This is a genomic window from Streptomyces endocoffeicus (genome assembly GCF_016741935.1).
In the GTDB taxonomy this organism is placed as follows: Bacteria; Actinomycetota; Actinomycetes; order Streptomycetales; family Streptomycetaceae; genus Streptomyces; species Streptomyces endocoffeicus.
This window is the reverse complement of sequence record NZ_JAERRG010000001.1, coordinates 1,814,697-1,840,633: the sequence shown is the minus strand read 5'-3', so window position 1 is coordinate 1,840,633 and position 25,937 is coordinate 1,814,697. Positions and strand designations below refer to the sequence as shown.

The 25,937-nt window shown below is 72.7% G+C and carries 29 protein-coding genes; 11 read left to right on the top strand and 18 right to left on the bottom strand.

Going from position 1 to position 25,937, the window contains the following annotated elements:
• Positions 1 to 9 precede the first annotated feature (9 nt).
• The gene (locus tag JK364_RS07050; RefSeq protein WP_372461916.1) at positions 10 to 264 is read left to right on the top strand and encodes a hypothetical protein; all 255 of its coding nucleotides are present in this window, start codon (positions 10 to 12) and stop codon (positions 262 to 264) included.
• A gap of 24 nt (positions 265 to 288) precedes the next feature.
• Here the strand turns inward: JK364_RS07050 and JK364_RS07045 are convergent, their stop codons facing one another.
• From JK364_RS07045 to bioB, 9 genes are all read right to left on the bottom strand, one after another.
• Positions 289 to 1,293: a hemolysin family protein gene (locus JK364_RS07045; protein ID WP_201848469.1), complete on the bottom strand. Its 1,005-nt coding sequence runs from the start codon at positions 1,291 to 1,293 to the stop codon at positions 289 to 291.
• Positions 1,290 to 2,654: a hemolysin family protein gene (locus JK364_RS07040; RefSeq protein WP_201848468.1), complete on the bottom strand. Its 1,365-nt coding sequence runs from the start codon at positions 2,652 to 2,654 to the stop codon at positions 1,290 to 1,292. The genes JK364_RS07045 and JK364_RS07040 overlap by 4 nt, the downstream gene beginning before the upstream one ends.
• Positions 2,655 to 2,720: 66 nt before the next feature.
• Positions 2,721 to 3,146 (bottom strand): GNAT family N-acetyltransferase, encoded by a 426-nt coding sequence (locus tag JK364_RS07035; RefSeq protein WP_201848467.1) that lies wholly within the window; start codon positions 3,144 to 3,146, stop codon positions 2,721 to 2,723.
• Between the two features lie 51 nt (positions 3,147 to 3,197).
• On the bottom strand, positions 3,198 to 4,115 hold the full coding sequence (locus JK364_RS07030; protein ID WP_201848465.1) for a TIGR03621 family F420-dependent LLM class oxidoreductase: 918 nt from the start codon (positions 4,113 to 4,115) through the stop codon (positions 3,198 to 3,200).
• Positions 4,116 to 4,226: 111 nt separating this feature from the next.
• Positions 4,227 to 5,036 (bottom strand): ABC transporter ATP-binding protein, encoded by an 810-nt coding sequence (locus JK364_RS07025; RefSeq protein ID WP_201848463.1) that lies wholly within the window; start codon positions 5,034 to 5,036, stop codon positions 4,227 to 4,229.
• A 141-nt stretch (positions 5,037 to 5,177) separates the two neighbouring features.
• On the bottom strand, positions 5,178 to 5,861 hold the full coding sequence (locus tag JK364_RS07020) for a class I SAM-dependent methyltransferase (RefSeq protein ID WP_201848461.1): 684 nt from the start codon (positions 5,859 to 5,861) through the stop codon (positions 5,178 to 5,180).
• Positions 5,862 to 5,959: 98 nt separating this feature from the next.
• The gene (gene bioD / locus JK364_RS07015; RefSeq protein WP_201848459.1) at positions 5,960 to 6,664 is read right to left on the bottom strand and encodes a dethiobiotin synthase; all 705 of its coding nucleotides are present in this window, start codon (positions 6,662 to 6,664) and stop codon (positions 5,960 to 5,962) included.
• A gap of 125 nt (positions 6,665 to 6,789) precedes the next feature.
• On the bottom strand, positions 6,790 to 8,106 hold the full coding sequence (locus tag JK364_RS07010; RefSeq protein ID WP_201848457.1) for an adenosylmethionine--8-amino-7-oxononanoate transaminase: 1,317 nt from the start codon (positions 8,104 to 8,106) through the stop codon (positions 6,790 to 6,792).
• Positions 8,099 to 9,349: a biotin synthase BioB gene (gene bioB / locus JK364_RS07005; protein WP_201848455.1), complete on the bottom strand. Its 1,251-nt coding sequence runs from the start codon at positions 9,347 to 9,349 to the stop codon at positions 8,099 to 8,101. The genes JK364_RS07010 and bioB overlap by 8 nt, the downstream gene beginning before the upstream one ends.
• Positions 9,350 to 9,518: 169 nt before the next feature.
• Between bioB and JK364_RS07000 the strand changes: the two genes are divergently transcribed.
• Positions 9,519 to 10,715 (top strand): 8-amino-7-oxononanoate synthase, encoded by a 1,197-nt coding sequence (locus JK364_RS07000; protein ID WP_201848453.1) that lies wholly within the window; start codon positions 9,519 to 9,521, stop codon positions 10,713 to 10,715.
• A gap of 83 nt (positions 10,716 to 10,798) precedes the next feature.
• Here JK364_RS07000 and JK364_RS06995 read toward each other — a convergent pair whose 3' ends face one another.
• Positions 10,799 to 11,026, bottom strand: a complete 228-nt coding sequence (locus JK364_RS06995; RefSeq protein WP_372461915.1) for a DUF397 domain-containing protein — start codon at positions 11,024 to 11,026, stop codon at positions 10,799 to 10,801.
• Positions 11,027 to 11,044: 18 nt separating this feature from the next.
• Complete coding sequence (locus tag JK364_RS06990; RefSeq protein WP_198279579.1) at positions 11,045 to 11,914, bottom strand: helix-turn-helix domain-containing protein; 870 nt, start codon at positions 11,912 to 11,914, stop codon at positions 11,045 to 11,047.
• Between the two features lie 275 nt (positions 11,915 to 12,189).
• Between JK364_RS06990 and JK364_RS06985 the strand changes: the two genes are divergently transcribed.
• Positions 12,190 to 12,618 (top strand): ATP-binding protein, encoded by a 429-nt coding sequence (locus tag JK364_RS06985; RefSeq protein WP_037959925.1) that lies wholly within the window; start codon positions 12,190 to 12,192, stop codon positions 12,616 to 12,618.
• Positions 12,619 to 12,655: 37 nt separating this feature from the next.
• Here the strand turns inward: JK364_RS06985 and JK364_RS06980 are convergent, their stop codons facing one another.
• From JK364_RS06980 to JK364_RS06960, 5 genes are all read right to left on the bottom strand, one after another.
• A complete protein-coding gene (locus JK364_RS06980) occupies positions 12,656 to 13,861 on the bottom strand; it encodes a nucleotidyl cyclase domain-containing protein (protein WP_201848449.1) in 1,206 nt (401 codons plus the stop codon).
• Positions 13,858 to 14,253: a VOC family protein gene (locus JK364_RS06975; RefSeq protein ID WP_201848447.1), complete on the bottom strand. Its 396-nt coding sequence runs from the start codon at positions 14,251 to 14,253 to the stop codon at positions 13,858 to 13,860. Before JK364_RS06975 ends, JK364_RS06980 begins: the two co-directional genes overlap by 4 nt.
• 87 nt (positions 14,254 to 14,340) lie before the next feature.
• Positions 14,341 to 14,814 (bottom strand): C40 family peptidase, encoded by a 474-nt coding sequence (locus JK364_RS06970; protein ID WP_201848445.1) that lies wholly within the window; start codon positions 14,812 to 14,814, stop codon positions 14,341 to 14,343.
• A 377-nt stretch (positions 14,815 to 15,191) separates the two neighbouring features.
• The gene (locus tag JK364_RS06965) at positions 15,192 to 15,500 is read right to left on the bottom strand and encodes a hypothetical protein (RefSeq protein WP_201848443.1); all 309 of its coding nucleotides are present in this window, start codon (positions 15,498 to 15,500) and stop codon (positions 15,192 to 15,194) included.
• A 5-nt stretch (positions 15,501 to 15,505) separates the two neighbouring features.
• Positions 15,506 to 16,141: an ATP-dependent Clp protease proteolytic subunit gene (locus JK364_RS06960; protein WP_201848441.1), complete on the bottom strand. Its 636-nt coding sequence runs from the start codon at positions 16,139 to 16,141 to the stop codon at positions 15,506 to 15,508.
• An 84-nt stretch (positions 16,142 to 16,225) separates the two neighbouring features.
• On the opposite strand from JK364_RS06960, the gene JK364_RS06955 reads away from it, so the two are divergent.
• Positions 16,226 to 16,528, top strand: coding sequence for a type II toxin-antitoxin system Phd/YefM family antitoxin (locus JK364_RS06955; RefSeq protein ID WP_201848439.1), 303 nt, complete (start codon positions 16,226 to 16,228; stop codon positions 16,526 to 16,528).
• Between the two features lie 48 nt (positions 16,529 to 16,576).
• Here JK364_RS06955 and JK364_RS06950 read toward each other — a convergent pair whose 3' ends face one another.
• Positions 16,577 to 17,530 carry a M28 family metallopeptidase gene (locus tag JK364_RS06950; RefSeq protein WP_201848438.1) on the bottom strand — a complete coding sequence of 318 codons (954 nt, stop codon included), beginning with the start codon at positions 17,528 to 17,530 and terminating at the stop codon, positions 16,577 to 16,579.
• Positions 17,531 to 17,895: 365 nt separating this feature from the next.
• Here JK364_RS06950 and JK364_RS06945 point away from each other — a divergent pair, with 365 nt between their 5' ends.
• From JK364_RS06945 to JK364_RS06915, 7 genes are all read left to right on the top strand, one after another.
• A complete protein-coding gene (locus tag JK364_RS06945) occupies positions 17,896 to 18,198 on the top strand; it encodes an urease subunit gamma (protein WP_037959949.1) in 303 nt (100 codons plus the stop codon).
• Between the two features lie 15 nt (positions 18,199 to 18,213).
• Positions 18,214 to 18,528 (top strand): urease subunit beta, encoded by a 315-nt coding sequence (locus JK364_RS06940; protein WP_201848435.1) that lies wholly within the window; start codon positions 18,214 to 18,216, stop codon positions 18,526 to 18,528.
• Positions 18,518 to 20,242, top strand: a complete 1,725-nt coding sequence (locus JK364_RS06935) for an urease subunit alpha (protein ID WP_201848433.1) — start codon at positions 18,518 to 18,520, stop codon at positions 20,240 to 20,242. The genes JK364_RS06940 and JK364_RS06935 overlap by 11 nt, the downstream gene beginning before the upstream one ends.
• 11 nt (positions 20,243 to 20,253) lie before the next feature.
• A complete protein-coding gene (locus JK364_RS06930) occupies positions 20,254 to 21,045 on the top strand; it encodes an urease accessory protein UreF (protein WP_230991343.1) in 792 nt (263 codons plus the stop codon).
• 47 nt (positions 21,046 to 21,092) lie between these two features.
• Entirely contained in the window at positions 21,093 to 21,788 is a 696-nt protein-coding gene (gene ureG, locus JK364_RS06925) for an urease accessory protein UreG (protein WP_201848431.1), read from the top strand.
• A 272-nt stretch (positions 21,789 to 22,060) separates the two neighbouring features.
• On the top strand, positions 22,061 to 22,852 hold the full coding sequence (locus tag JK364_RS06920; RefSeq protein WP_201848971.1) for an urease accessory protein UreD: 792 nt from the start codon (positions 22,061 to 22,063) through the stop codon (positions 22,850 to 22,852).
• 128 nt (positions 22,853 to 22,980) lie between these two features.
• On the top strand, positions 22,981 to 24,624 hold the full coding sequence (locus JK364_RS06915) for an alpha/beta hydrolase (RefSeq protein ID WP_201848429.1): 1,644 nt from the start codon (positions 22,981 to 22,983) through the stop codon (positions 24,622 to 24,624).
• A gap of 132 nt (positions 24,625 to 24,756) precedes the next feature.
• Here JK364_RS06915 and JK364_RS06910 read toward each other — a convergent pair whose 3' ends face one another.
• Entirely contained in the window at positions 24,757 to 25,818 is a 1,062-nt protein-coding gene (locus tag JK364_RS06910) for an NAD-dependent epimerase/dehydratase family protein (protein ID WP_201848427.1), read from the bottom strand.
• Positions 25,819 to 25,937: the final 119 nt, after the last annotated feature.

The window sequence follows — 25,937 nt, the reverse complement described above, 5'->3', positions numbered from 1 at the left end:
CTGGTCGGCGTGGATGCCTTCGAATGCGACCGTACGACCATGGCCATCGTCGCCGCCGCGCTCGCCGACGACGGGGAGGGCGCCGCCGCCCTCCTGGAGCCGCTCGATACGCGCGATGTGTGCCGGGTCGCGGTGCGGCTCGCCGCGATGGCCGCCCATGCGCTGGTGGCGGTGGCCGAGGAGGGCGGCGGCGGCCGGGAGGAGGCGCTGGCCCACTGGCAGGCGTGCATCATCGCCCATGAGTCCAGACACACCGGGGACTGACCGGACACGGGCCGGCAGCAGCGTTCAGGCGACCAGCTCGCGCAGTACGTCCTCCATGGTCACCAGCCCCTCCAGCCGTCCGTCCGCGGCGATGACCGCCGCGAGATGGGTACGGCTGTCGCGCATCGCGGTGAGCACGTCGTCCAGCGGCGTGAGCGACCGCACCCGGGGGATCGGGCGCAGCTGATCGGGGCGGAACGGCACCTCCCGGGGCCGTGCGTCCAGCGCGTCCTTCACATGCAGATAGCCCAGGATCCGCCCGGAGTCGTCCACCACCGGGAACCGCGAGAAGCCGGTCCGCGCCGACAGCCGCTCCAGCTCATCGGGGGTCACCCCGAGCCGCGCCCTGACCACCCGCTCCATGGGCAGCACCACGTCCCGCACCCGTCGCCGGCCCAGCTCCAGCACGTCCCGCAGCCGCTCGGTGGCGCGGTCGTCCAGCAGCCCGGCCTCGCTGGAGTCCGAGACCATCCGGGCCAGCTCAGCATCGGTGAAGGACGCCGCGACCTCGCCCTTGGGCTCCACGCGCAACAGCTTCAGCACCCCGTTCGCCAGGGCGTTCACCCCGAAGATCACCGGGCGCAGGGCGCGGGCGAGGGCGACCAGGGGCGGGCCGAGCAGCAGCACGGTGCGCACCGGCTCGGCCAGCGCCACGTTCTTCGGCACCATCTCGCCGAACAGCATGTGCAGATACGTGGCCAGGGTCAGCGCGATCACGAACGAGATCGGGTGCACCAGACCCAGCGGCAGACCCACCACATGGAACAGGGGCTCCAGCAGATGCGCGATGGCCGGTTCCGCCACGGCGCCCAGCACCAGCGTGCACAGTGTGATCCCGAGCTGGGCGGCGGCCAGCAGCGCGGAGAGGTGCTCCAGGCCCCACAGCACGGCCCGCGCCCGCCGGTCGCCCTGCTGGGCACGCGGGTCGATCTGGCTGCGGCGCACCGAGATCAGGGCGAACTCCGCGCCCACGAAGAAGGCGTTGAGGACCAGCGTCAACAGGCCGATCAGCAGTTGGAGAACGGTCATCGGCCCGTCGCCCCCTCGGCCCCGTGCACTCCGCCGGCCCCGTCGCCCCCGGCGCCGCGCAGCGGCGCCCGCAGCCGGACCCGGGCCGCCCGGTGGCTCGTCACCTTCCGCACCTCCACCGACCAGCCCGCCGGCTCGACGGTGTCGCCGACGGCCGGGATCCGGCCCAGCTCGGTGGCGATCAGCCCGGCAAGCGTCTCGTACGGGCCCGGGGGCACCCGCAGCCCGATGCGCTCCAGCTGATCGACGCGGGCCGCGCCGTCCGCGTCGTACAGCGGATGGCCCTCGGGGTCCCGGCCCATCGGGATCAGCTGGGCGGTCTCATGCGGATCGTGCTCGTCGCGGACCTCGCCGACCACCTCCTCGACGATGTCCTCCAGGGTGACGACCCCGGCCGTACCGCCGTACTCGTCGATCACCACGGCCATGCTGCGCTGGGCCGAGAGCCGGTCCAGCAGCCGGTCCACGGTGAGCGGCTCCGGGACGAACACCGCGTCGCGCATCACCTTCGACACCGGGCGGCGGGGCCGCTCCTCGGCGGGGACCGCCAGCACGTCCTTGATGTGGACGAGACCGGCGACGGTGTCCAGGCTGCCCCGGTAGACGGGGAAGCGGGACAGCCCGGTGGCGCGGGTCGCGTTGGCCACGTCCTCGGCGGTGGCCCGTACGTCCAGTGCCACCACCCGCACCCTCGGGGTCATCACGTTCTCCGCGGTGAGCCCGGCGAGGTTGAGGGTGCGGACGAACAACTCGGCGGTGCCCTTCTCCAGCGCGCCCTCCTTGGCCGAGTGCCGGGCGAGGGCGATCAGCTCCTGCGGACCGCGCGCGGAGGCCAGCTCCTCGGCGGGCTCCAGGCCCATCCGGCGCACGGTGCGGTTGGCGGTGTTGTTGAGATGGCTGATCAGCGGGCGGAAGACGGAGCTGAAGACGCGCTGCGGAGTGGCCACGGCCTTGGCGACCGGCAGCGGCCGGGAGATCGCCCAGTTCTTGGGCACCAGCTCGCCGACGACCATCAGCACGACGGTCGACAGGAAGGTGCCGAGCACCAGCGCGGTCGAGTGGACGGCCGACGGGGGCACGCCGATCGCGGTGAGCGGCCCGGCCAGCAGGGCCGCGACGGACGGCTCGGCCAGCATGCCGACGACCAGATTGGTCACGGTGATACCGAGCTGCGCGCCGGAGAGCTGGTACGTGAGGCTCCGCACGGCCTTCAGCGCCCCGGCCGCGCCGCGCTCCCGCCGCCCGGCCGCGCGTTCCAGCTCGCTGCGCTCGACCGTGGTCAGCGAGAACTCCGCCGCGACGAAGGCGCCGCAGGCCACCGCCAGGAGGAGCGCCACGGCCAGGAGGAGGACTTCGGTCATCGGGTCACCTCCGTCCCATGCTAAAAGCCCTCGCACGGCGGCGCCCCGCCCGGGAGGCCGCCGGGGTCAGGGGCGCAGTGGCTTGACCCAGCGGCTCCACTGCGGCTGCGGCGCATAGCCCGCCGCGCTCCACGCGTGGTGGGCGAGGTCGTTCCCGTTGAGCACCATCGCGTCCCCGCGCCGTCCGCCCAGGGCCGCGAACCGCTCCTCGGCCGCCGCCAGCAGGGCCGTCGCCACACCGCGGCGGCGGTGCCCGGGGTGGACGGCCAGCCGGTAGAGATGGCAGCGCCAGCCGTCGAAACCGGCGATCACGGTCCCGGCGAGCTCACCGTCCCGCTCGGCCAGCAGCAGCGACTCCGGGTCGCGGTCGAGCAGCCGGGCCACCCCGTCCCGGTCGTCGCTGATGCTGGTGCCCTCCGCCGCCTCCTTCCAGAAGGCGAGCACGGTGTCGAGGTCGGCGGGGGCCGCGGCCCGTATCCGGAGATCGTTCATGTCCGTATCCCACCATCGGACGGACCGCGGCGTCGACGGGATTCCGCCGGGTCAGCTGCCGTGCAGCTCCTCGATCACCGGGGCGAACGCCTCCATGTTGTGCTCCAGCACGGCGAAGTACGAGAAGCCGAACCGCTCGCGGTGGGCCCGCAGCTGCTCCGCCATCTCCTTGGCGTCGCCCAGCAGCAGCGCCGGGTGCTCCAGCAACTGGTCCTCGGTGAGGTCCGGTGCGTACGGGGCCAGCTCACGCACCTTGGCGCGCCGGTCGCCGGTGGGGCCGACCATCTGGATGAGGTAGTTCAGCTCGATGGCGTCATCGCTCTCGTCGGTCCCCTTGGTCCTCCCCGCTTCGGCGGCGAAGCGGCGGAAGGCGGCGACCCGGCCCTCCAGCGTCTCGGGGCTGATCAGCTGCAGGGTGCCCTGGGGCTTGCCGGCGGGCTGCACCGCGCCGGTGAAGGCGGTGATGTCCGCGTGGCGCGCGGCCAGCCGCAGCAGCCGGTCGCCGTTGCCGCCGAGCAGCAGCGGCGGGCGCGGGGACTGGGTGGACCGCGGCCGGTGCTCGGAATCGGTCAGCAGCCGCTCCAACTCGGCCACGGTGTGCACCAGATGGTTCACCCGCTCCCGTGGCGAACCGAACGGCAGCCCGGCGCTGTCGTGCTCGGCCTTGACATAGCCGGCGCCCAGGCCGAGCTCCAGCCGGCCGTCGGTGAGCGCGTCGCAGGTGGCCACCTCCCTGGCGAGCAGCGCGGGGTTCCAGAAGCCGGCGTTGAGCACGAAGGTGCCCAGCCGCGGGCGCTCGGTCGCCTCGGCGGCGGTGGCCAGTGCCGGGAACGGGGCGGGGTTGCCGAGGTGGTCGGCGGCCAGCAGCACGTCATAGCCGAGTCGCTCGGCGTGGCGGCACTTCCCCCGCCATGCCTCGGCCGATTCAAGGGTGAGCAGATTGACTCCGAAACGGAACGGCCTTGCCATGAGCCCTCCTTGATCGCGGATACCGCGAACGTATCCGAGATCGGCTCCGTTCGGGGCGCCTCACCCTTATTCGGCGGCCCGGCCGATTGGGCACCGGCCGGGGCCCGGGGCTCAGTTCAGGGGATCGGGGTCGGGGTCGGGGGTGGCGGCGGCCGCGAAGATGTGCATCCGTTCCAGCACCGCCTCGGCCGTGGGCCGCTCCATCCGGACCACGATCCGGCCGTCGGCGAGGAAGAGCACCAGATCGGAGTGGGCGGCGGCGGTCGGGTCGTGGGTGACCATGACGACCGTCTGGCCCAGTTCGTCCACGGCCTCCCGCAGGAAGCGCAGCACCTCCAGGCCCGCCCGTGAGTCCAGGTTGCCGGTGGGCTCGTCCGCGAAGATCAGCTCGGGGCGGGAGGCGAGCGCCCGCGCGCACGCCACCCGCTGCTGCTGCCCGCCGGACAGCTGGGCGGGCCGGTGCCGCAGCCGGTCCCGCAGCCCGAGGGTGTCGATGACCCGGTCCACCCACTCCCGGTCGGGCTTGTGGCCCGCGATGTCCATGGGCAGGGTGATGTTCTCGGCCGCGTTGAGCGTGGGCAGCAGATTGAACGACTGGAACATAAAGCCGATCCGGTCGCGGCGGAGCTGGGTCAGCTCCTTGTCGCCCAGGCCGGTGATCTCGGTGTCGCCCAGCCAGGCCCGGCCCGACGAGACCGTGTCGAGACCCGCCAGACAGTGCATCAGGGTGGACTTCCCGGAGCCGGATGGGCCCATCACCGCGGTGAACCTGCCCCGTTCGATCTCCACGTCCACCGCGTCCAGCGCGAGCACGGCCGTCTCGCCGCTGCCGTACGCCTTGGTCAGGGACCGGGCCCGGGCCGCCGCATGGGCGCCGCCGTCCGCGAACCCGTCCGTTTTCGTTGCCGCCGGTGTGGACACGATGCCTCCCCGTATCGGAACGTCGTGCCCTCGATGGTAGGGACCCGGCGGCCGGTACGCGCGCCTGCGGACGCGGGCGTACGGGAATGCGAACGCCGACGGGACGGCGAGACGGGACGGCGATCAGGGGCCGGAAGGCGATCAGGGGCCGGAAGGCGCCGATGGGCGGCGGGCGGCGCCGAGCACGCACGGGGACGTCGGCAGCGTCGGGCCCCGGTCCGGGATCCGCAGCCGGCGGTGGTCGAGCGGCTCGAAGCCCGCGGCCGCGATCTCCGACCGCACCTCGCGCGCGGTATGGCAGCCGCCGAACATCAGCGGCCACACCGTGCGGTCCAGCGCCCGCTGGGTCGTCGCCAGGACCCGCCCCTCGGCGCGGCCGTGCTCGAGGAAGCGCAGCTCACCGCCGGGCCGCAGCACCCGCAGCAGCTCGGCGAGCGCGCGCCGCACATCGCGCACCGAACACAGCACCAGACAGGCCACCGCCGCGTCGAACCCCTCGCTCTTGACCGGCAGCGCCTCGGCGACGCCCGGCACCACGTCCACCGGCACCCCGGCGCGCAGCCCCGCCCGGGTGGCCAGCCGCCGCAGATGGCGCTCGGGTTCGATGGCGACGACCTCGGAGACGGTCTCGGGGTAGTGCGGGAAGTTCAGCCCGTTGCCCGCGCCGATCTCGATGACCCGGCCGGAGAGCCCGGCCAGCAGCTCGCCGCGCAGCTCACCCAGCCCGGCCCGGTCGTCGGCCAGTGGGCTCAGTCTGGCGTAGGCGCGGGCGAAGAGCGGGTGGTGGACGGCGTCACGCGTGGGTGTGCGACGGCCTACGGGCATGGGAACTCCCCCTTGTCCAAGGTACGGACGGTTTGTCCCGGATGTCCCAGGGATGGACGATGACCGGTACCGGGATTGTGCCCAGGCGGGGGGTGTCGCTACGCGGCGAACCGTGTCGCGTCCCAGGTGCCGTCCAGCCGGGGCGCCAGCCAACCGGGTGCCTGGGCGCGGAACTCGGCGGGCGGCAGGGCGGGGGCGCCCTGGGGGATGGCGCCCAGCAGCGGGACGCCGGCGGACTCCGGCAGATCGGCCACATTGCAGCGGGAGGCCAGATCCGCGGCGGCGGGCCAGCTGCCGATGACGACGCCGGGGCACTCCAGCCCGCGGGCGCGCAGCGCCTCGGTGGTCAGGGTGGTCGCGTTGAGGGTGCCGAGGCCCGCGTGGGCGACGACGAGAACGGGCGCGCCGAGCAGCCGGGCCGCGTCGGCGAGCGTCGCCCCCGTCTCGTCGAACCGTACGAGCAGCCCGCCCGCGCCCTCGATCAGCACCAGATCGTGCTCGGTGGCCAGCTTCTCGGCCGCCTCCGCCACCTCGTGCGGCCGCACCGGAGGCCGTCCGGCGCGGCGGGCGGCGGTGGCGGGGGCCAGCGGCTCGGGGTAGCGGGCGAGTTCGAGCAGGGTCACCGCCCCGGCGAGGCGGCCCACCTCCGCGGCGTCACCCGGCTCGCCCTCCGCGACACCGGTCTGGGCGGGTTTGAGCACCGCCACCGAGCGGCCGCGCGCGAGGGCCGTGGCGGCGACGGCCGCCGTGCTGACGGTCTTTCCGATCTCGGTGCCCGTACCGGTGACGACCAGGACTGTCATCTTTGTTTCCGTTGCCTTTCGCTTTCGTTCGTGCCCGGGGCGTGCCCCGGGCTGCCCTCGCATGCCCCGGCCTGCGGTCGGTCTCCTTTCCCTGGGGAGAGCCGACCGCGAGCGGGGCGGGCGGGTCAGACGGCCGCGGCGGCGGCCGCCCGGACCGCCGCGCAGATCCGGGCCAGATCGTGGTCCCCGGTGATGTACGGCGGCATGGTGTACAGCAGATCGCGGAACGGGCGCAGCCATACGCCCTCGCGCACCGCGGCCCGCGTCGCCGCCGCCATCGCCGCGTCGTCCATCGGACGGTCCAGCTGGACGACGCCGATCGCGCCGAGCACCCGTACGTCCCGGACGCCCGGCACGGCGGCCGCCTCCGCGAGACCGTCCCGCAGCCCGGTCTCGATCCGCTTGACCTCCTGCCGCCAGTCGTAGGACAGCAGCAGATCGATCGAGGCGCAGGCCACGGCCGTGGCCAGCGGATTGCCCATGAAGGTCGGGCCGTGGGCGAGCACCGGCACCTCGCCGCGCGAGATGCCCTCCGCCACCCGCGGGGTGCACAGCGTGGCGGCGAGGGTCAGATAACCGCCGGTCAGCGCCTTGCCCAGACACATCACATCGGGGCACACCCCCGCGTGCCCGGCCGCGAAGAGCGTGCCCGAGCGGCCGAAACCCGTGGCGATCTCGTCGAACACCAGCAGTACGTCGTGCTCGTCGCACGCCTCGCGCAGCACCCGCAGCAGCGCGGGGGAGTGGAAGCGCATCCCGCCCGCGCCCTGCACCACCGGCTCCACGATCACCGCGGCCAGCTCATGGGCGTGCCGGGCCACCAGCTCACGGACGTGGCGCTCGTACGCCGGGTCGGGGTCCGCGTCGAAGCCGGGCGGTGGCGCGTCCGCGAAGATCTGCTCGGGCAGCACACCGGACCACAGCCGGTGCATGCCGCCCTCCGGGTCGCACACCGCCATCGGCTGCCAGGTGTCGCCGTGGTAGCCGCCGCGCCAGGTCAGCAGCCGCCGCTTGGCGGGGCGGCCGAGCGAGCGCCAGTACTGGAGGCACATCTTCACCGCGACCTCGACCGACACCGAACCGGAGTCGGCGAGGAAGACGTGCTGGAGCGGCTCGGGCGTGATCTCCACCAGCCGGGTGGCCAGCCGGACGGCGGGCTCATGGGTGAGCCCGCCGAACATCACATGGCTCATCCGGTCCAGCTGACCGCGCGCGGCATCGTTGAGCGCCGGGTGGTTGTAGCCGTGGATGGCGGACCACCACGACGACATCCCGTCCACCAGCTCGCGGACGCCCTCCACCGGCTCGGCCAGCCGCAGCCGGACCCCGGCCGCGGACTCCACGACCAGCGGGTCCTGGCGGCCGGGCATCGGGCCGTACGGATGCCAGACGTGCTGCCGGTCCAGCTCCCGCAGCTCGGCCGGGGTCAGCGGCTCAGGCATTGGGCGGCAGATCCGTGCCCGCGCCGCGGCGGCGCACCGCGACCAGGCCGGCGTGGGACTCCCGCGTGCCCGCGGGGGCGGAGACCGTCGCACCGGCCGCCGCCTGGGCCGGTACGGCATCGGCGGGTACGGCGTCGACGGGCGCGGCGTCCACGGGCGCCGCGTCACCGCACGGGCCGCAGCCGCCGCCCTCCCCGCCGTGGCCGCCGCAGCCGGCACCGGCGGCGGCAGCTGCGTCCGCGCGGTGCGCGGGCAGCGTCGTCGTGTCGGTGCCCTCCACCTCGAAGCCCGCGTCGGCGATCATCGCGAGGTCGTCCTTGCCCGACTGGCCCTCGGTGGTCAGATAGTCGCCGAGGAAGATCGAGTTCGCCAGGTTCAGGGCCAGCGGCTGCAGCGTCCGCAGATGGATCTCGCGGCCGCCCGCGAGCCGCACCTCGACGTCCGGGCAGACGAACCGCACCATGGCCAGGATCCGCAGACAGCGCTGCGGGGTGAGGTTCCAGTCCCCGGCCAGCGGGGTGCCCTCGATCGGGATGAGGAAGTTGACCGGCACCGAGTCCGGGTCCAGCTCGCGCAGCGAGAAGACCACGTCCACCAGGTCCTCGTCCGACTCGCCCATGCCCGCGATCAGCCCGGAGCAGGCGGACATCCCCGCCGCCTGGGCCTGCTGCACGGTCGAGACCCGGTCGGCGTAGGTGTGGGTGGTGGTGATGTCGCCGTACGTCGCCTCTGAGGTGTTGAGGTTGTGGTTGTACGCGTTCGCCCCCGCGCCCTTCAGCCGCTCCGCCTGGCCGTCGGACAGCAGCCCCAGACAGGCGCAGATCTCGACGTCCTGGTGCTCCTCCTTGATGGCGGCGATGGTCTGGGAGACCCGGTCCACATCGCGGTCGGTCGGGCCGCGCCCGCTGGCGACCAGGCACACCCGCTTGGCGCCGCCCGCGACCCCGGCGCCCGCCGCGGCGGCCGCCTGCTCCGGCTTGAGCCAGGTGTACTTGAGGATTCCGGACTTCGAGCCCAGCCGTTGTGAGCAGTACGAACAGTCCTCGGGGCACAGCCCCGACTTGAGGTTCACCAGATAGTTGAGCTTCACCCGCCGCCCGAACCAGGCGCGGCGCACCTTGCCCGCCGCGGCCACCACATCGAGCAGCTCGTCATCGGAGGTCGCCAGAACGGCGAGCGCCTCTTCGCGGGAGGGCGTCTCGCGCCGCAGCCCCTTCTCCACCAGCGTGTTCAGCAGGTCCATGGCGACGATCCTTTCCTACCCCACCGCCCGCGGCCAAGGAGAGACCGTACAAGACGCGCTGATCGGGGTGTGTGTATTGCCACACCATGACCGGGCATGGACGAGGCTACGTTCTATCCGGACCCGACAGTCGGTGCCCGAGACGAGGCCACGGAAGGCGAGGCAGCCGATGCCCCAGGACCGCGAGGACGCGTTCGCATGGATCGACGCACAGCGGGAGCGGCGCGACCGGGCGGGGCTGGTGCGCCGGCTCAGCCCCCGCCCCGCCGACTCCCCGCTGCTCGATCTGGCGAGCAATGACTATCTGGGGCTGGCCCGGCACCCGGAGGTGACGGCCGCCGCGGCCGCGGCGGCGCACCGCTGGGGCGCGGGGTCGACCGGCTCGCGTCTGGTCACCGGCTCCACCGAGCTGCACACCACGCTGGAGCGGGAGCTCGCCGAGTTCTGCGGATTCGAGGCGGCCCTGGTGTTCTCCTCCGGTTACGCGGCCAATCTGGCCGCCGTCTCCGCGCTGAGCGGCCGGGACGCCCTGGTCGTCTCCGACGCGGACAACCACGCCTCGCTCATCGACGGCTGCCGGCTCTCGCGCGCCGAGATCGCCGTCGTCCCGCACGCCGACCCGGACGCCGTGCGCAAGGCGCTGGGCGCGGCCGAGGCGGACGCGGGGGAGACGACGGTGGGGGACGCGGGGAAGGCGCGGCGGCGCGCCCTCGTCGTCAGCGACGCGGTCTTCTCCGTCGACGGCGACGCCGCCCCGCTGGCCGCCCTCGCCGGTGCCTCCCGGCGGTACGGCGCGGCGCTGGTGGTGGACGAGGCGCACGGCCTGGGGGTGCTCGGCGAGGGCGGACGCGGCGCGGTGCACGAGGCCGGGCTCGCGGGCGCGCCGGACGTGGTGGTCACGGCCACCCTCTCCAAGTCGCTGGGCAGCCAGGGCGGGGCGGTGCTGGGGCCCGCCCGGGTCATCGAGCATCTGGTGAACTCCGCGCGGACGTTCATCTTCGACACCGGGCTCAACCCGGCGGCCGTGGGCGCCGCCCTGGCGAGCCTGCGGCTGCTGCGCCGGGAGCCGGAGCGCGCCGCCCGCGTCCGTACGGTCGCCATGGGGCTGTACGGGCGGCTGACCGCCGCCGGGCCGGCCGCGGTGCGGCCGGACGCGTCGGTGGTGTCGGTGCGGGCCCCGTCGCCGGAGAAGGCGGTGCGCTGGGCCGCGGACTGCCGCGCGGCCGGGCTGATGGTGGGGTGCTTCCGCCCGCCGTCCGTCCCGGACGGCGTCTCCCGGCTGCGGCTGACCGCGCGCGCGGATCTGACGGAGGAGCAGGTCGAAGCGGCGGTCGACGTGATCGTGAGGACCGCGCCGACCGCCTGATGGCTCACTGACGGGAGGGTGAGCGGATCAGCCGCTCACCGGGGGGAGAGGTACTTCACCGGAAGAGGTACTTCACTGACGGATCAGCTTCCGGTTCCGGCCGAACGAGAGGTGCCGGAGCCGGGGCCGTCGCCCTTGAGTCCCTCGAGGAAGGAGACCCAGGTCGACGGGGTGAACAGCAGGACGGGGCCCGCCGTGTTCTTCGAATCGCGCACGCCGAGCCGGTCGGGCCCCAGCAGGGCCGTCTCGACGCAGTTGTTCATTCCGACGCTGTAGCTGCTGCGCAGCCAGTCGACGGAGTTGGCGGACATTTTGGACATGGTGCCCCCTCAGGCGCCGCCCCCGATTTTGTTGATGAAGGACAACGATTCCTCAGGTGTCAGAGCGTGAGCGCGCAGTACTTCGAACGCGGCGCTGTACGCCCGGAGGTCTTCTTTCCGCTCCAGATAGAGGCTACTCGTCAAGTGGTCGAGAACTACTACGTCCAGGTCACTAATGTGCGGAAAAGAGAAAATAATGAAAGGACCTGTCATACCAATGGGCATTCCGATAGAGAATGGCAGCACCTGCAGCTGCACCTGAGGCAATGCGCAGAGTTCGGCCAGATGGCGCAATTGCGCCGTCATCACTCCGGGCCCGCCCACCTCGCGCCGCAGCGCCGCCTCGTCGAGCACCGCGTGCAGCCGCAGCGGCCGCTCGCCGTGCAGCACCGACTGGCGCGCGATCCGCACCTCCACCAGCGAGTCCACCTGCGGCCCCGGCAGATCCGGGAGCGCCGCGAGGGTCACCGCCCGGGCGTAGTCCGGGGTCTGCAGCAGACCCGGCACCACCGTGGTCTCCAGGGTGTACGCGTCCGACGCCTCCGCCTCCAGGCTGATGAAATCCCGGTAGGCGGGCGGCAGCAGATCGCGGTACGCGTACCACCAGCCGCGCCGCGACCCCTCCGGATCCGAGGCGCCCCCGCGGCACAGCGCCTCCAGCAGGGCGCGCAGCTCCGGGTCGGCGACCTGGTAGACCTCCAGCAGCCGCGCCACATCCGAGGGCTTGGCGCCGCTCCGCCCGGTCTCGATCCGGCTCACCTTCGACTGGTGCCAGCCCAGCTGGTCGGCGACCTCACCGCTGGTGAGCCCGGCCAGATCGCGCTGGCGACGCAGTTCCGCACCGAGCTTGCGGCGACGCACCGCCGGGCCGTATCGCATCAGTTCTCCCTCCCGTTTTCCTTTTGGCGCGTCACCCACAGCGCGTGTCGCACCAGTGGCCCAGTGTGCCTTCCAAATCCGGTCTTCCGTAGCAGAGTTCACCGCTTTGGGCGACAGATATATGCATAACTCGGTGGATCGCCCCCGTTACGGAGGCCATTGGTGGCACTCTGACGCGTAGAGCCGTCGGGGCAGCCCACGACTTCACCGGCTTCGCAAGTCCACCCTCGAAACGCGTCCGCAGCCGCGCCCCGGCCGGAAAGGGACAGGCCGTCATGGCAGACCATCAGGAAGCATCCGTCACTCTGCCGAGCGCACCGGCGTCGGTTCCCGCGGCACGCGCCTATGTCACGGACGTGCTCGCCGAATGGGGGCTCGGGGCGGGAGCGGAGGCCGCCGACACCGTGCGGCTGATCGTCTCCGAGCTCGCCACCAACGCCGTGGAGCACACCGTGGGCCAGTCGCCCACCTTCACCGTGGACCTACGGCTCGACCGCGAGCAGCGGCTGGAGATCGGGGTCACCGACAGCCATCCGAAGTGGCCCAGGTGGCTGCCGCTGGCCACCCAGCAGGACAGCGGGCGCGGGATGGTCATCGTCCGCTGTCTGGCCGCGGAGTCGGGCGGCGAGGTGTTCGTCACCCCGACCGCGGACGGCGGCAAGACCGTCTGGATCGCCCTGCCGTGGACCGTCCCGGTCCGCTGAGTCCGGCGGCCGGACCGCCCCGACCCGCCCGAACCGCTCACAGCACGCGCTGGGCCTGCCCCTCCGAGGCCCGCGCCTCGGCCAGCTGGCGGATCCGGCTGTGGACCCGCCCGGCGGCCGGGCCGATCAGATAGTGCGGCATGTCGCCGCGCTCGATCACCCCGTACCGGCTCGTGCCCATCAGATACGAGGAGTACAGGATCAGTCCGCTCGGCCCGCGCAGATCGATGGTGAGCGCCGAGAAGCCGGGGAACTCCTCCGTCTGATAGACCCGCAGGCCGTCGGCCTCCGCCCCGTAGCGCTCCTTGAAGCGGCCGAACCGCTCCAGCGAATCCTTGATCTTCCGCGTCATGTCCTCCTGGTATTGGCGGGAGAGCGTGGCCGCCGCGTCCGAGGACGGATCCAGCAGATAGCAGTGGTAGGTGCCGCCCCGGCGCAGCAGCCCGAGGACCGCGTCGCGGAAGCGGGCCGGGCGCTCGGTGGTGACCAGCCGGCCGGAGGTGGTGCGCAGCGCCGTCCCCATGTCCAGGACCTCCTCGGCCGCCGCGTCCAGCAGCCGCGCCTTCTCCTGGGGGCTCGGCCGCTCCGGATACGCGTGCACCGGGGCGCCGTCCGCCAGCCCCCGGCCCGCCAGCCACGCCCTGGCCGCCCCGTCCGGGCCGCCGTCGCCCGCCATCAGATAGACGTCCTTGCCCTCATGGCTTCCCACATGGGCGAACAGCTCCGCGTACGGCCCCGCGGTGCGGTACACATCCTCCGAGACCGCCAGGCAGTCCGGCGGAGTCGCCTTCTCCAGATGCGCGGCCAGATTGATGTCGGGGGAGTGGATGGTGCCGGTCCGGCCCTCGCCGGTGTGCCGTATCGCCCCCTTGTGCAGCGCCATCCGCACATGCAGCTCGCCGTCCACCCCCGCCTGGGCGAACTCGTCCCGCAGATGGCGCAGATCGAGGGTGAGAAAGGTGCGGGCCGCCTCCAGCGCGACATCGCGGGCGACGCTCTCGCGGTCGTCGTGGACCGCGAAGAAGCCCCCGTCGCCGCGCCAGCTCCATAAGTCGCCGCGGGCACAGCGGTGCTGGGCCGAGAACTGCTCGATCCGCGCGCGCATCCGCTCGCGCAGCAGATCGAAGGCGTGGGCGGCGCGGTCCCTGGGGTTCGAGCGGACGATCGTCGAATATCCGGAGGTGTCGACGAAGAGCAGATACACCTGGTCGTAGGTCCGGTCCGCCTGGAAGGGCTCGCTCATGCCGGCACCACACCGCGCTCGACGGCGCCGCGCTCCACGCAGAACTCATTGCCCTCGATATCGGACATCACCACCCACCCCAGCCCGTCCTCCGTGCGCCGGTCGTCCACCACGCGCGCGCCGAGCCCGGTCAGCCGCTCCACCTCGGCGTCCCGGGTGCCCGACGGCGGCTGGATGTCCAGGTGCACGCGGTTCTTGACGGTCTTGGCGTCCGGGACCCGCAGGAACAGCAGCCCCGGCACCCCGGGTTGCCCCGGGCCGAGCAGCGCCCATTCGCCGTCCGGATCGGAGTCCTCCAGGGGGTAGCCGGTCAGCCCGGACCAGAACCGCGCGAGGGCGTGGGGATCACGGGCGTCGAAGGTGATGTGCCGGACCGGGTTGAGATACGCCATGCGATGCCTCCGGTGGTCGACGGGGCCGGTCCACGGCGGTGTCCCGGCCCCGTCAACCTACCCACGGCCACTGGCCCCTACGGCGGGTCAGCGCACATGTCCGTACCAGACCTTCTTGGTCCAGATCCGCTCCAGCCGCACCACCTCGCCGGTCTTGGGGGCGTGCCAGACGCGGCCGCCGCCCGCGTACACCCCGACGTGGTAGACCCCGCTGCCGGAGTGGAAGAACACCAGGTCACCGCCCTTGCGGGCGGCGGCCTTGATATGGCGGGTCCGGTTGTACTGGGCGGCCGCGGTGCGCGGCAGCCGCTTCCCGGCCCGCTTGTAGGCGTACAGCGTCAGCCCGGAGCAGTCGAAGCGCTTCGGCCCCGCCGCGCCGTACTTGTACGGTGCGCCCTTCTTGGACGCCGCGATCCGCAGCGCCTTGGCGGCGACGGTCGCGGCCTCGGCCTCCGGTGGACAGCCCGGCGTCGCCACGGTGCCGCCCACGGCGGCGACGGTGAGGGCGGAGACGGCGCTCGCTCGGGAGAACATCCTGGGGATACGTATGTGCGCAGACATCACACGACACCCTTCGTGAGCCGACCCCGCCCCGGTGCGGTCGCGGGGTCCTGTCGTCTCCAGGGATGGTCACGCAGGGCGGCGCCGGTTCCGACTCGAGAGGGCGCGGTGTGACGGTGGTCACAGTGGGGCCGTTCGGGTGGTGCCGACCGCTCCGCCCCACGGCGATGACCTGCCCGAACGGTCGTGCCACGGCGTGGTGGGGCGGGCGGTGGAACGGACCCGGGGCGGTCGCGGTGCGCAAGCCGACCCCGTCCGGAGCGCCGGAATCCCGCTCCGCCGTTCGGGTGACGGGGCCGCGCGACGGTGGACAGGCCCCGCGCCCCTCCGACCGCCCCGCGCTCCCTCCGACCGCCCCGCCCCCTGGCGAGCCCTCCTCAGGCCCGCAGCGCCGGGGGCAGCGTGACGCGCTCCGCGCGCCGCTCCCCGTCCAGCACCCGCAGCGCCCGGGCCAGGGTCTCGGTGTGCAGCTCGCTCTCCCCGCGCTCATGCATCAGCGTCAGCGCGTCCCGCAGCGCGGTGGCCTTCCCCACCAGCGCCTGGGCGGCCCGCAGACCGCCGTAGGTGTCGCGGCCGCGCGCCGGATTGATCCGGCCCAGCAGATCGATCACCTCCAGATAGCCGTCGATCACGTCTCCCTCCGCGCGGGTGAGCGCGGGCAGCGGGGGCAGCTCCGGTGGCAGCACCGCGCTCACCTCGCCCGCGGCGGCGGGCCCGGCCGCTTACGGCTCTGGGTGACCTCGTCCACCAGCCCGTACGCCCTCGCGCCCTCGGCGTCGAAGATCTTGTCGCGGTCGATGTCGGCCCGGATCCGCTCGGCGCTCCGGCCGGTGTGCCGCACCAGCATCTCCTCGAGCATCCGCTGGGTGCGCCGCAGCTCATTGGCCTGGATCTGCAGATCCGAGGTGGTGCCCTCGACCGGCTCGCTGAACGCGGCCTGGTGGATGAGGATCCGCGCGCCCGGCAGGGCCAGGCGCTTGCCCGGGGTGCCGGCGGCCAGCAGTACGGCGGCCGCCGAGGCGGCCTGGCCCAGGCAGACCGTCTCGATGTCGCAGGAGACGAAGCGCATGGTGTCGTAGACCGCCGTCATGGCCCCGAACGAGCCGCCGGGCGAGTTGATGTAGAGCGAGATGTCCTGGTCGGGCGCGGCGTGCTCGAGATGGATCAGCTGCGCGATCACATCGTTGGCGGCGGTGTCGTCGATCGGGGTGCCGAGGAAGACGATCCGCTCGGAGAGCAGCTTGGAGTAGGGGTCCATGGTCTGCGTCCCCGAGCTGGTGCGCTCGGTGAACTCGGGCAGGACATAGCGCGCGGTCGGTCGTTCCATCGCGTCACCTCTCGGCGTCGTCGTCGGCGGTGTCATTGGCTCCGTAAAAAATGTACAGGATGTACATCCAGATATGATGGGAGCATGGCTTACGAGATTCCGGTGACGCAAGCCCGTGCAGAGCTCGCGGAGCTGATCAACCGCGTGGTGTACGGCGGCGAGAGGGTGGTCGTCACGCGCCACGGGAAGCCGCTTGTCGCCCTGGTGTCCGCCGCGGACCTGCGGCGACTCGAGGAGATCGAGACGGGTGAGGAGGAACAGGTGATCAGCACCGTGTCCTCGATGCGCCCCACCTCGTCCGCTCCGGGCGAACGGCGGCGCTTCGGCATCGCGGCGGAACACAGCGGCCCGGACGCCGGGGATCGGCGTCCGGGCCGCGAGGAGTGACGGACGGGACCGGACCGGCTCAGCGCCGGTCCGGTGTGGGGGCGCTCGTCAGGAGCTGAGCGTCCAGATCGCGTTGGCGATGGCGTCGGTGTTCAGGTCCAGCGCCTTGTCGTCGATGTTCGACGTCTTGTCGCATGCGGAGTGGTAGCACGGGTCGAACGCCTCGCCCGCCTTGCCGCCCCACTGGTCGGCCTGCTCCTGGCTCATGGTGGCCTCGGCGCCGGTGAACAGACCGCCGACCCGCACGCCCGCGTCCTTGAACGGGGCGTGGTCCGAGCGGCCGTCGCCCTCGGTCTCCTTCTCGGTGGTGATGTTCTTCGCCGCGTACCAGTCCTTGAAGACCTTCTCCAGCTCGGGGTCGTCGTCATAGACGAAGTAGCCCGGGTTGGGGGAGCCGAGCATGTCGAAGTTGAGGTAGGAGTCGATCTTCGACTTCTCGTCGGCCGCCAGGCTGTCGACGTAGTGCGTCGACCCGACCATGCCGTCCTCCTCGTCGCCCCACCAGGCGAACCGCAGATGCTTGGTGGGCTGGAGGTCGGCCTTGGCCACGGCGAGCGCGACCTCGAGGATCGCGGCCGAGCCGGAACCGTTGTCGTTGATGCCGGGGCCGGCCTCGACCGAGTCGAGATGGGAACCGGCCATCACGACCTTGTCGTCGGCACCGCCCTTCCAGTCGGCGACGAGGTTGTAGCCCTTCTTGCCGCCGGAGGTGAACTCCTGGACGGAGGTGGTGAATCCGGCCTCGTCCAGCTTGCCCTTGATGAAGTCCAGGGACTTCTGGTAGCCGGGCTCGCCATGGGCGCGGTTGCCGCCGTTGGCGTCCGCGATGGACTGCAGCTCGCCCAGGTCGGCCTTGACGGCCGCGACGTCCACGTCGGGGGCGGCGGCCTTGGTGTTGACGTCGGCCTCGGCGCCGGAGGCGCCGCTCAGCAGGGCCGCGGCGAGCGCGGCACCGGTTGCCGCCGCGAGGCTTCCGCGGCGAATTGACGCTATTCGGTTCACAGTTGGGCTCCGTTGTGATGTGGGGGGTTGGAGCGGAGCAGGTGAATCATGGTGTTGCGGTGATGAGAATCGGGGCTATGCGGTGGGGCCGTCAAGTGCGATAGCCGGACGTACGGGTCCGCCGAGCGGATGTCGGGTGGTCGCCGAAGGGGGTACGGGAACGTGACGGTGGCTCATAGGACCGTCTTGAGCAGCACCGATCGAATTGATCATGGTTGCTCGGGCAAGGGCTCAGTTAACGCCGACGAAATGCCGCGGAACTAGCCTGCGAAGGCTGGGCGCGAGTCGACCCGGACGGCGCGGAGCGGGAGATCTCCGCCGGATAGGGGCTTTAGCGGGATAAGGGCGAGAATGAGGTGGAAAGCATGCGCTTGACCCCGCATGAGCAGGAACGCCTGCTCATCCATGTGGCCGCCGACGTGGCCGAGAAGCGACGGGCCCGGGGCGTGCTCCTCAACCACCCCGAGGCGACGGCGCTGATCACCGCACACATCCTGGAGGGCGCCCGCGACGGCCGCGGCGTCGCCGAGCTGATGGCCTCCGGCCGCCGGGTGCTCACCCGCGACGAGGTCATGGAGGGCGTACCCGAGATGCTCCAGGACGTGCAGGTCGAGGCCACCTTCCCCGACGGCACCAAGCTGGTCACCGTCCATCAGCCGATCGCCTGACGGGGGGGCCTGCCCATGATCCCCGGAGAGATCCTGTACGCCGATGAGCCGGTGCCCCTCAACGAGGGGCGGCCCGTCACCCGTCTCACCGTGCTCAACGCCGCCGACCGGCCCGTCCAGGTCGGCTCCCACTACCACTTCGCCGAGGCCAACCCCGGCCTCGACTACGACCGCGCCGCCGCCCGCGGCAAGCGGCTGAACATCGCCGCGGGCACCGCCGTGCGCTTCGAACCGGGCATCCCCGTGGAGGTCGCCCTGATCCCGATCGCGGGGGAGCGGATCGTGCCGGGGCTGCGCGGGGAGACGGGAGGAGAGCTCGATGACCGCTGAACTGAACCGCGCCGCGTACGCCGATCTCTACGGCCCCACCACCGGTGACCGCATCCGGCTCGCCGACACCGGCCTCTTCATCGAGATCGAGGAGGACCGCGGCGGCGGGCCCGGCCGGGCCGGGGACGAGGCGGTCTTCGGCGGCGGCAAGGTGATCCGCGAATCCATGGGCCAGTCCCGCGCCACCCGCGCCGAGGGCGCCCCCGACACCGTGATCACCGGGGCCGTCGTGCTCGACCACTGGGGCGTCGTCAAGGCGGACATCGGCCTGCGTGACGGCCGTATCACCGGGATCGGCAAGGCCGGGAACCCCGACACCATGGACGGCGTCCACCCCGACCTCGTCATCGGGCCCGAGACCGAGGTCATCGCGGGCAACGGCAGGATCCTCACCGCGGGCGCCATCGACGCCCATGTCCACTTCATCTCCCCGACCCTCGTCGACCAGGCGCTCTGCTCCGGGATCACCACCCTCGTCGGCGGCGGCACCGGACCCGCCGAGGGCACCAAGGCCACCACCGTCACCCCCGGCCCCTGGCATCTCGCCCGGATGTTCGAGGCGCTGGAGGGGTATCCGGTCAACATCGGGCTGCTCGGCAAGGGCAACACCGTCTCGCGCGAGGCGATGTGGTCCCAACTGCGCGGCGGAGCCCTCGGATTCAAGATCCATGAGGACTGGGGGGCGACCCCCGCCGCCATCGACGCCTGCCTCGGCGTCTGCGAGGAGAGCGGCGCCCAGCTCGCCATCCACACCGACACCCTCAACGAGGCGGGCTTCGTCGGCGACACCCTCGCCGCCATCGCCGGGCGCACCCTCCACGCGTATCACACCGAGGGCGCGGGCGGCGGGCACGCGCCCGACATCATCACCGTGGTCTCCCAGCCGAACATACTGCCCAGCTCAACCAATCCGACCCGCCCGCACACCGTCAACACCGTCGAGGAGCACCTCGACATGCTGATGGTCTGCCACCACCTCAACCCGGCCGTCCCCGAGGACCTCGCCTTCGCCGAGTCCCGCATCCGGCCCAGCACCATCGCCGCCGAGGATGTGCTGCACGACCTCGGCGCGATCTCGATCATCTCCTCCGACTCCCAGGCCATGGGGCGGATCGGCGAGGTGGTGCTGCGCACCTGGCAGACCGCGCATGTGATGAAGCGACGACGCGGGGCGTTGGCTGGGGACGGCCGCGCCGACAACCACCGGGCGCGTCGCTATGTCGCCAAATACACCATCAACCCGGCGGTGGCGCAGGGCCTCGACGGTGAGATCGGCTCGGTGGAGCCCGGAAAGCTGGCCGACCTGGTGCTCTGGGACCCCGCGTTCTTCGGCGTCAAACCCCACCTGGTCATCAAGGGCGGTCAGATCGCGTATGCGCAGATGGGCGACGCCAACGCCTCCATCCCGACCCCGCAGCCGGTCCTGCCGCGCCCCATGTTCGGCGCGCTCGGCCGCGCGGCGGCCAGGGGCTCGGTCAACTTCGTGACCCAGGCCGCCCTGGACGACGGCCTGGCGGACCGGCTGGACCTCCACAAGCGGTTCGCCGCGATCCGCGGCACGCGGGGGGTGACCAAGGCGGACATGCGGGAGAACGACGCCCTGCCGCGGGTCGAGGTCGACCCCGACACGTTCACCGTGACGATCGACGGCGAGCCCGTCGAACCGGCCCCGGCGACGGAACTTCCCATGGCCCAGCGGTACTTCCTCTTCTGACCGGACCCGTCATGCCCACGAACGAGACCCCGCCCACTCCTGGGGACGCCCGCGCCCCGGCCGCGGATGGCCGGCCGGCGGACGGGCCAGACCGGGCCCGCCAATGGTCACCCGTGGGCGGAGCCCCCGGTGGGGTCGGGGCGTTGCTGGTGCTCGCCGATGGTCGGTTTCCCGCCGGAGGCCATGCGCATTCCGGTGGTGCCGAGGCCGCTGTCGCGGCGGGCCGGGTCCATGACGCGGCCTCCCTGGAGGCGTTCTGCCGGGGCCGGTTGCACACCGCTGGGCTCACCGCGGCGGGGCTCGCCGCCGCGGCCGCCGCCGGGCTCGATCCGCTCGCGCTGGACGATGCGGCGGACGCCCGTACCCCCAGCTCCGCGCTGCGGGCCACCGCCCGGCGGCTCGGGCGCCAGCTGATGCGCGCCGCCCGCGCCACCTGGCCGTCGCCCGAGCTGGACGCCCTGGCCGCCGCCCGCCCGCGCGGGGCGCATCAGCCCGTGGTGCTCGGGCTCACCGCGCGGGCCGCCGGGCTGGGGCCGCCGGACGCCGCGTACGCCGCCGGGTACGAGGCGGTGAGCGGGCCCGCGACCGCCGCCGTACGGCTGCTGAGCCTCGACCCCTTCGACGCCACCGCCGTCCTCGCCCGCCTCGCCCCCGAGCTGGACCAGGTCGTGGCGCGGGCCGCCGACGCGGCGCGGCGGGCCCTCGACGAGGGTCCGGGCGCGCTGCCCGCCGCCTCCGCGCCGCTGCTCGATATCGCCGCCGAACAGCACGCCACCTGGTCCGTACGCCTCTTCGCCTCGTAACCGGGCCCGCGCCGTCCCCGCCCCCTGCTGGAACATCGGAGCCGTTCATGCATCTCGACCACGCGGACACCTACCCCCCGCGCCACACCTACGGCGCCACCGGCCTCCACCGCCCCGACGGCACCCGCCGGGCGCTGCGTATCGGCCTCGGCGGACCGGTGGGCTCGGGCAAGACCGCGACCGTCGCCGCGCTGTGCCGGGCGCTGCGCGACCGACTCTCCCTCGCCGTGGTCACCAATGACATCTACACCCGCGAGGACGCCGAGTTCCTGCTGCGCAACGCCGTACTGCCGCCGGAGCGCATCACCGCCGTGGAGACCGGCGCCTGCCCGCACACCGCGATCCGTGACGACATCTCCGCCAACCTGGAGGCGGTCGAGGAGCTCGAGGAGACCGTGGGTCCGCTCGATCTGATCCTGGTCGAGTCCGGCGGGGACAACCTCACCGCGACGTTCTCCAAGGGCCTGGTGGACGCGCAGGTGTTCGTCATCGACGTCGCGGGCGGCGACGACATCCCGCGCAAGGGCGGCCCGGGCGTGACCACCGCCGATCTGCTCGTGGTCAACAAGACCGACCTGGCCCCCTACGTCGGCTCGGACCTGGCACGCATGGCCCGCGACGCCGAGGCCCAGCGCGGTGAACTCCCCGTCGCCTTCACCTCCCTGGTCGCCGAGGACGGCGTCCGCCCCATCGCCGACTGGGTCAACGCCCGCCTGGCCGCCTGGACAGCGGCCCCGGCATGACCCCCGCCCCGGACACCGCGGCCGGGGCGGAGCGACCGCTGGTGGCCGCTCCGGACGCACCGGGTGGCGTACCGCCACACCCCGCGCCGCGGATGCCGGGGAGCGCTCCGGAGCGGGAAGCCCCGGACCCGCGGCGCGGCCCGGCCCCTTCGGCTACGACGGCCGCCTCGGCTACGACGGCCGCCTCGGCTACGACGGCCGTCTCGGCTACGACGGCCGCCTTGGCTACGACGGCCGCCTCTGCCGCGGAGGGCACCGCAGGCGCGGCGGACATCTCGGGCGCGACGGGCACCTCGCCTGCAACCGGCGTCTCCGGCCCGGCCGTACGGGCCACCGCCCGTCTCGTCGCCGAGGCGGACGGGCGCGGGGGTACCGCGTTGCCCGTGCTCGCCGGGGACGGGCCGCTCGCGTTGCGGCGTACCCGGGGCGCGGTTGGGGAGGCGTGGGTCACCGTGGTCGGGGCCATGAGCGCGCCCCTCGGCGGCGATCGGATCGCCCTGGAGGTGACTGCCGGGCCGGGTGCCCGGCTGCGCGTCGGCTCCGCCGCGGCCACTATCGCCCTGCCCGGACGGGCGGCCGGGCCCGCGTACTACGAGATCCGGCTGACCGTCGCCGACGGTGCGACCCTGCACTGGCTGCCCGAGCCCCTGATCTCCGCCCATGGCAGCCAACTGCTGATGACCACCCGCGTCGAACTCGCGCCCACCGCCCGCCTCGTGCTCCGCGAGGAGCAGATACTGGGCCGCACCGGCGAATCCCCGGGCCGTCTGACCAGCCGCCTCACCGTCCGCCGCGCCGGGCGCCCGCTCCTCGACCAGGAGCTCGCCCACGGCCCCGGCGCCCCCGGCTGGGACGGCGGCGCGGTCCTCGGCGGCCATCGGGCGGTGGGCCAGCTGCTCGTCGTCGATCCGGCCTATGACGCTCGTCCCATCACGCCCCGCACCCTCGCCGAGACCGCCGTTCTCACGCCGCTGACCGGCCCCGCCGCCCTCGCCACCGCCGTGGCGCCGGACGCCCTCCACCTCCGCCGGGCCCTCGACGCGGCGGTCGCGGCCGTGGGCTGATGTTCACGTCTTGATAAAGAAACGGCGGTTTGCCCTGTACTCGGCGGTAAGCAAGACAGAAGAATCCCCCTGACACTCTGTGATCATCGCCGCGTCGTGGCGGCGCAACAAAGCAGGGGGATGACTACGTGAGACGCACAGCACTCTTCGGCGCGACCGGCGGTGTGATCGCCGGTGCGCTGATAACCGGTGCGCTGGCCGCCCCCACGGCCGGGGCCTCGGAGCGGACGCCCGGCGGGGCCGCCGAGGCCCGTGGTGTGGCGGTGGCCGCGGCCAAGGCCGCGAAGAAGGGCATCGACTGGACGGACTGCCCGGCCGACTGGGGGCTCGCCAAGCCCATCCAGTGCGGCTATGTCACCGTGCCGCTCGACTACGCCAAGCCGAACGGCCGCACCATCAAGCTCGCGGTGGACCGGATCGCCAACACCGGCTCCGCCGCCGAGCGGCAGGGCTCGCTGATCTACAACCCGGGCGGGCCCGGCGGCTCCGGGCTGCGCTTCCCGACCCGGGTCACCACCAAGAACCCGCTGTGGACGAAGGTGTCGAAGGCGTACGACTTCGTCGGCTTCGACCCGCGCGGGGTGGGCCACTCCGCGGCCATCTCCTGCGTGGATCCCCAGGAGTTCGTCAAGGCCCCGAAGCTGGACCCGGTGCCCGACAGCGAGGCGGACAAGCGCGTCCAGCGCAAGCTGGCCCGTGAGTACGCCGACGGGTGCAAGGAGCGCAGCGGCTGGATGCTGCCGCAGATGACGACGCCCAACACCGCCCGGGACATCGACGTCATCCGGGCCGCGCTCGGCGACAAGAAGCTCAACTACCTGGGCGTGTCCTACGGAACGTACATCGGCGGGGTCTACGCGACGCTCTTCCCGACCCATGTGCGCCGGCTGATCGTGGACAGCGTGGTGAACCCCTCGCGGGAGAAGATCTGGTACCAGGCCAACCTGGACCAGGACGTCGCCTTCGAGACGCGCTGGAACGACTGGAAGGCGTGGGTCGCCAAGAACGACGCCGCCTACCACATCGGCGACACCCCGGCGAAGGTCCAGAAGCAGTGGGAGACGCTGCGCGCGGCCGCCAAGAAGAGCCCCATCGGCGGGGTCGTGGGCCCGGCCGAGCTGCTCGGGTTCTTCCAGAGCGCTCCGTACTACGACTCGTCGTGGGCCACGGTTGCCCAGGTGTGGAGCGACTACCTCGGCGGCGATGAGAAGGCGCTGGTCGAGGCCGCGGGCCCGGACATGTCCGACACCGCGGGCAACATCGCCTCGGAGAACGGCAACGCCGTCTACACCGCCGTCGAGTGCGCCGACGCCAAGTGGCCGACCGGCTGGGCGAAGTGGGATCGGGACAACACCCGGCTCCACCGCGACTACCCCTTCCTGACCTGGTCCAACGCCTGGATGAACCTGCCGTGCGCCACCTGGGGAGCCAAGCAGGGGACCCCGCTGGAGGTGGGGGCCGCCAAGGGGCTGCCCAAGACGCTGATCGTGCAGAGCACCCGTGACGCCGCGACCCCGTACGACGGCGCGGTGGAGCTGCACAAGCGGCTGAAGGGCTCGCGTCTGGTGACCGAGAAGGACGCCGGTTCGCACGGGGTCACCGGTCTGGTGAACCCGTGTGTCAACGACCGGGTGGACGCCTACCTGCTCCAGGGCACGGTGGACGCCAAGGACGTGACCTGCGCCCCGCACGCCACACCGGTGCCCGCGAAGTCGGGCGTGTCCGCGAAGGACGCGAAGGCAGCCAAGGAGGCGGCCGCCGTCGTGAAGTAGTCGGCGGTACGCGGTGATGGGCCGGGCCCGTGCGTTTCCCCGCACGGGCCCGGTTCCGTTTGTCCGCAGTGCGGCCCCGCGGCGATCAGGCCGTACGGCACCGCGCCGATCACGCTCTACGCCCCGTGTCGATCAGGGCGCGGGGGAGTTCCCGCCGCCCCGCAGCCACGCGTCCTCGGCCGCGTAGTCGAACAGATCGGTCATCGGGCCGTAGGCGGCGGCCATGTCGGGGAAGGCGGTGCGCCAGTCCGGGTCGGCCGCCAGCCGGTCCGTCAGCCAGGCGACGGTCGCCGGGAGCGATTCCGCATAGCCGGTCACCGGGCGGTAGCCCAACTCCCGTTCGGCCGCGGACATGTCGTAGACGAGGGGGTGGGCCAGGCTCCAGGGCGTGCTGCCGACATGCGGATGCGGCGGCTCCCCGTCGACCAGCACCAGCTCGCTGCGCACCTCCAGCACCGCGTCCACGGCGGCGGCGATGTCGGCGACCGTCGGGGCCTGTGGATCGCCCGCGTTGAGCACCCGGGAACCGGGCCGGTGGGCGGCCAGCCGCACCAGCTCCGCGATGTTGTCGACATGCACCGGATGGAACCGGCTGCGGCCGCCGTGCGCCAGGATCCGCACCGGCCGCCCGTCCAGCGCCCGTTTGACGAAGTACAGCTCGCGGGGGGTGCGGCAGTGCGGGCCGTGGATCGCCCCGGCGCGCAGCAGGGTCGTCGGCAGCCGGTCCCCGGCGCCCAGCAGCTCCCGCTCCAGCGCCACCTTCCGGCTGCCGTAGCCATCGCCCGGCGGGACGGTCCGCTGGGACTCGGGGAGCGGCACCGGATACCGCGGGGCGCCGTCCGGCCGGTCCTGGGTCGCGAAGCCCCGGCCCTGGTCGTCCTCGTACACCGCTCCGGTGGAGATCACCACCGCCGATCCGATCCGGTCGGCGAGCCCCAGCAACTGCCGTGCGTGCGCCCGGCCGTAGGCGACGCAGTCCAGCACCACATCGCGGCCGTCGCCGATCAGCGCGGCCACCGCGGCGTCGTCGTCCCGGTCCACGGCCACGCTCTCCACCGACCCGGGCCAGCTCTCGTCGCGGCCCCCGCCGCGCGAGGCGGCCCGCACCCGCCATCCCTCCTCGGCGAGCGCGCGCACCGCCGCCCGGCCGATCTGCCCCGTCGCCCCGATCACACATGCGCTCCCAGTGCTCATGCCGGGACGCTAAGAGCCCGAGTGCCACGCTGCCCAGACTCCTTCGCCATGAGCAGATTCGCCCTCGGCCGATCATTCACGGTCAAAGGGTGAGTGCAGATGATCGCTTTTTCACGCTC

Bases quoted from the DNA above. Each gene is read 5' to 3' on its own strand.
- JK364_RS07045 (WP_201848469.1), bottom strand. From the start codon at position 1,293: ATGACCGTTCTCCAACTGCTGATCGGCCTGTTGACGCTGGTCCTCAAC.
- JK364_RS07040 (WP_201848468.1), bottom strand. From the start codon at position 2,654: ATGACCGAAGTCCTCCTCCTGGCCGTGGCGCTCCTCCTGGCGGTGGCC.
- JK364_RS07035 (WP_201848467.1), bottom strand. From the start codon at position 3,146: ATGAACGATCTCCGGATACGGGCCGCGGCCCCCGCCGACCTCGACACC.
- JK364_RS07030 (WP_201848465.1), bottom strand. From the start codon at position 4,115: ATGGCAAGGCCGTTCCGTTTCGGAGTCAATCTGCTCACCCTTGAATCG.
- JK364_RS07020 (WP_201848461.1), bottom strand. From the start codon at position 5,861: ATGCCCGTAGGCCGTCGCACACCCACGCGTGACGCCGTCCACCACCCG.
- bioD (WP_201848459.1), bottom strand. From the start codon at position 6,664: ATGACAGTCCTGGTCGTCACCGGTACGGGCACCGAGATCGGAAAGACC.
- JK364_RS07010 (WP_201848457.1), bottom strand. From the start codon at position 8,106: ATGCCTGAGCCGCTGACCCCGGCCGAGCTGCGGGAGCTGGACCGGCAG.
- bioB (WP_201848455.1), bottom strand. From the start codon at position 9,349: ATGGACCTGCTGAACACGCTGGTGGAGAAGGGGCTGCGGCGCGAGACG.
- JK364_RS07000 (WP_201848453.1), top strand. From the start codon at position 9,519: ATGCCCCAGGACCGCGAGGACGCGTTCGCATGGATCGACGCACAGCGG.
- JK364_RS06995 (WP_372461915.1), bottom strand. From the start codon at position 11,026: ATGTCCGCCAACTCCGTCGACTGGCTGCGCAGCAGCTACAGCGTCGGA.
- JK364_RS06990 (WP_198279579.1), bottom strand. From the start codon at position 11,914: ATGCGATACGGCCCGGCGGTGCGTCGCCGCAAGCTCGGTGCGGAACTG.
- JK364_RS06985 (WP_037959925.1), top strand. From the start codon at position 12,190: ATGGCAGACCATCAGGAAGCATCCGTCACTCTGCCGAGCGCACCGGCG.
- JK364_RS06980 (WP_201848449.1), bottom strand. From the start codon at position 13,861: ATGAGCGAGCCCTTCCAGGCGGACCGGACCTACGACCAGGTGTATCTG.
- JK364_RS06975 (WP_201848447.1), bottom strand. From the start codon at position 14,253: ATGGCGTATCTCAACCCGGTCCGGCACATCACCTTCGACGCCCGTGAT.
- JK364_RS06970 (WP_201848445.1), bottom strand. From the start codon at position 14,814: ATGTCTGCGCACATACGTATCCCCAGGATGTTCTCCCGAGCGAGCGCC.
- JK364_RS06960 (WP_201848441.1), bottom strand. From the start codon at position 16,141: ATGGAACGACCGACCGCGCGCTATGTCCTGCCCGAGTTCACCGAGCGC.
- JK364_RS06955 (WP_201848439.1), top strand. From the start codon at position 16,226: ATGGCTTACGAGATTCCGGTGACGCAAGCCCGTGCAGAGCTCGCGGAG.
- JK364_RS06945 (WP_037959949.1), top strand. From the start codon at position 17,896: ATGCGCTTGACCCCGCATGAGCAGGAACGCCTGCTCATCCATGTGGCC.
- JK364_RS06940 (WP_201848435.1), top strand. From the start codon at position 18,214: ATGATCCCCGGAGAGATCCTGTACGCCGATGAGCCGGTGCCCCTCAAC.
- JK364_RS06935 (WP_201848433.1), top strand. From the start codon at position 18,518: ATGACCGCTGAACTGAACCGCGCCGCGTACGCCGATCTCTACGGCCCC.
- JK364_RS06930 (WP_230991343.1), top strand. From the start codon at position 20,254: ATGCCCACGAACGAGACCCCGCCCACTCCTGGGGACGCCCGCGCCCCG.
- ureG (WP_201848431.1), top strand. From the start codon at position 21,093: ATGCATCTCGACCACGCGGACACCTACCCCCCGCGCCACACCTACGGC.
- JK364_RS06910 (WP_201848427.1), bottom strand. From the start codon at position 25,818: ATGAGCACTGGGAGCGCATGTGTGATCGGGGCGACGGGGCAGATCGGC.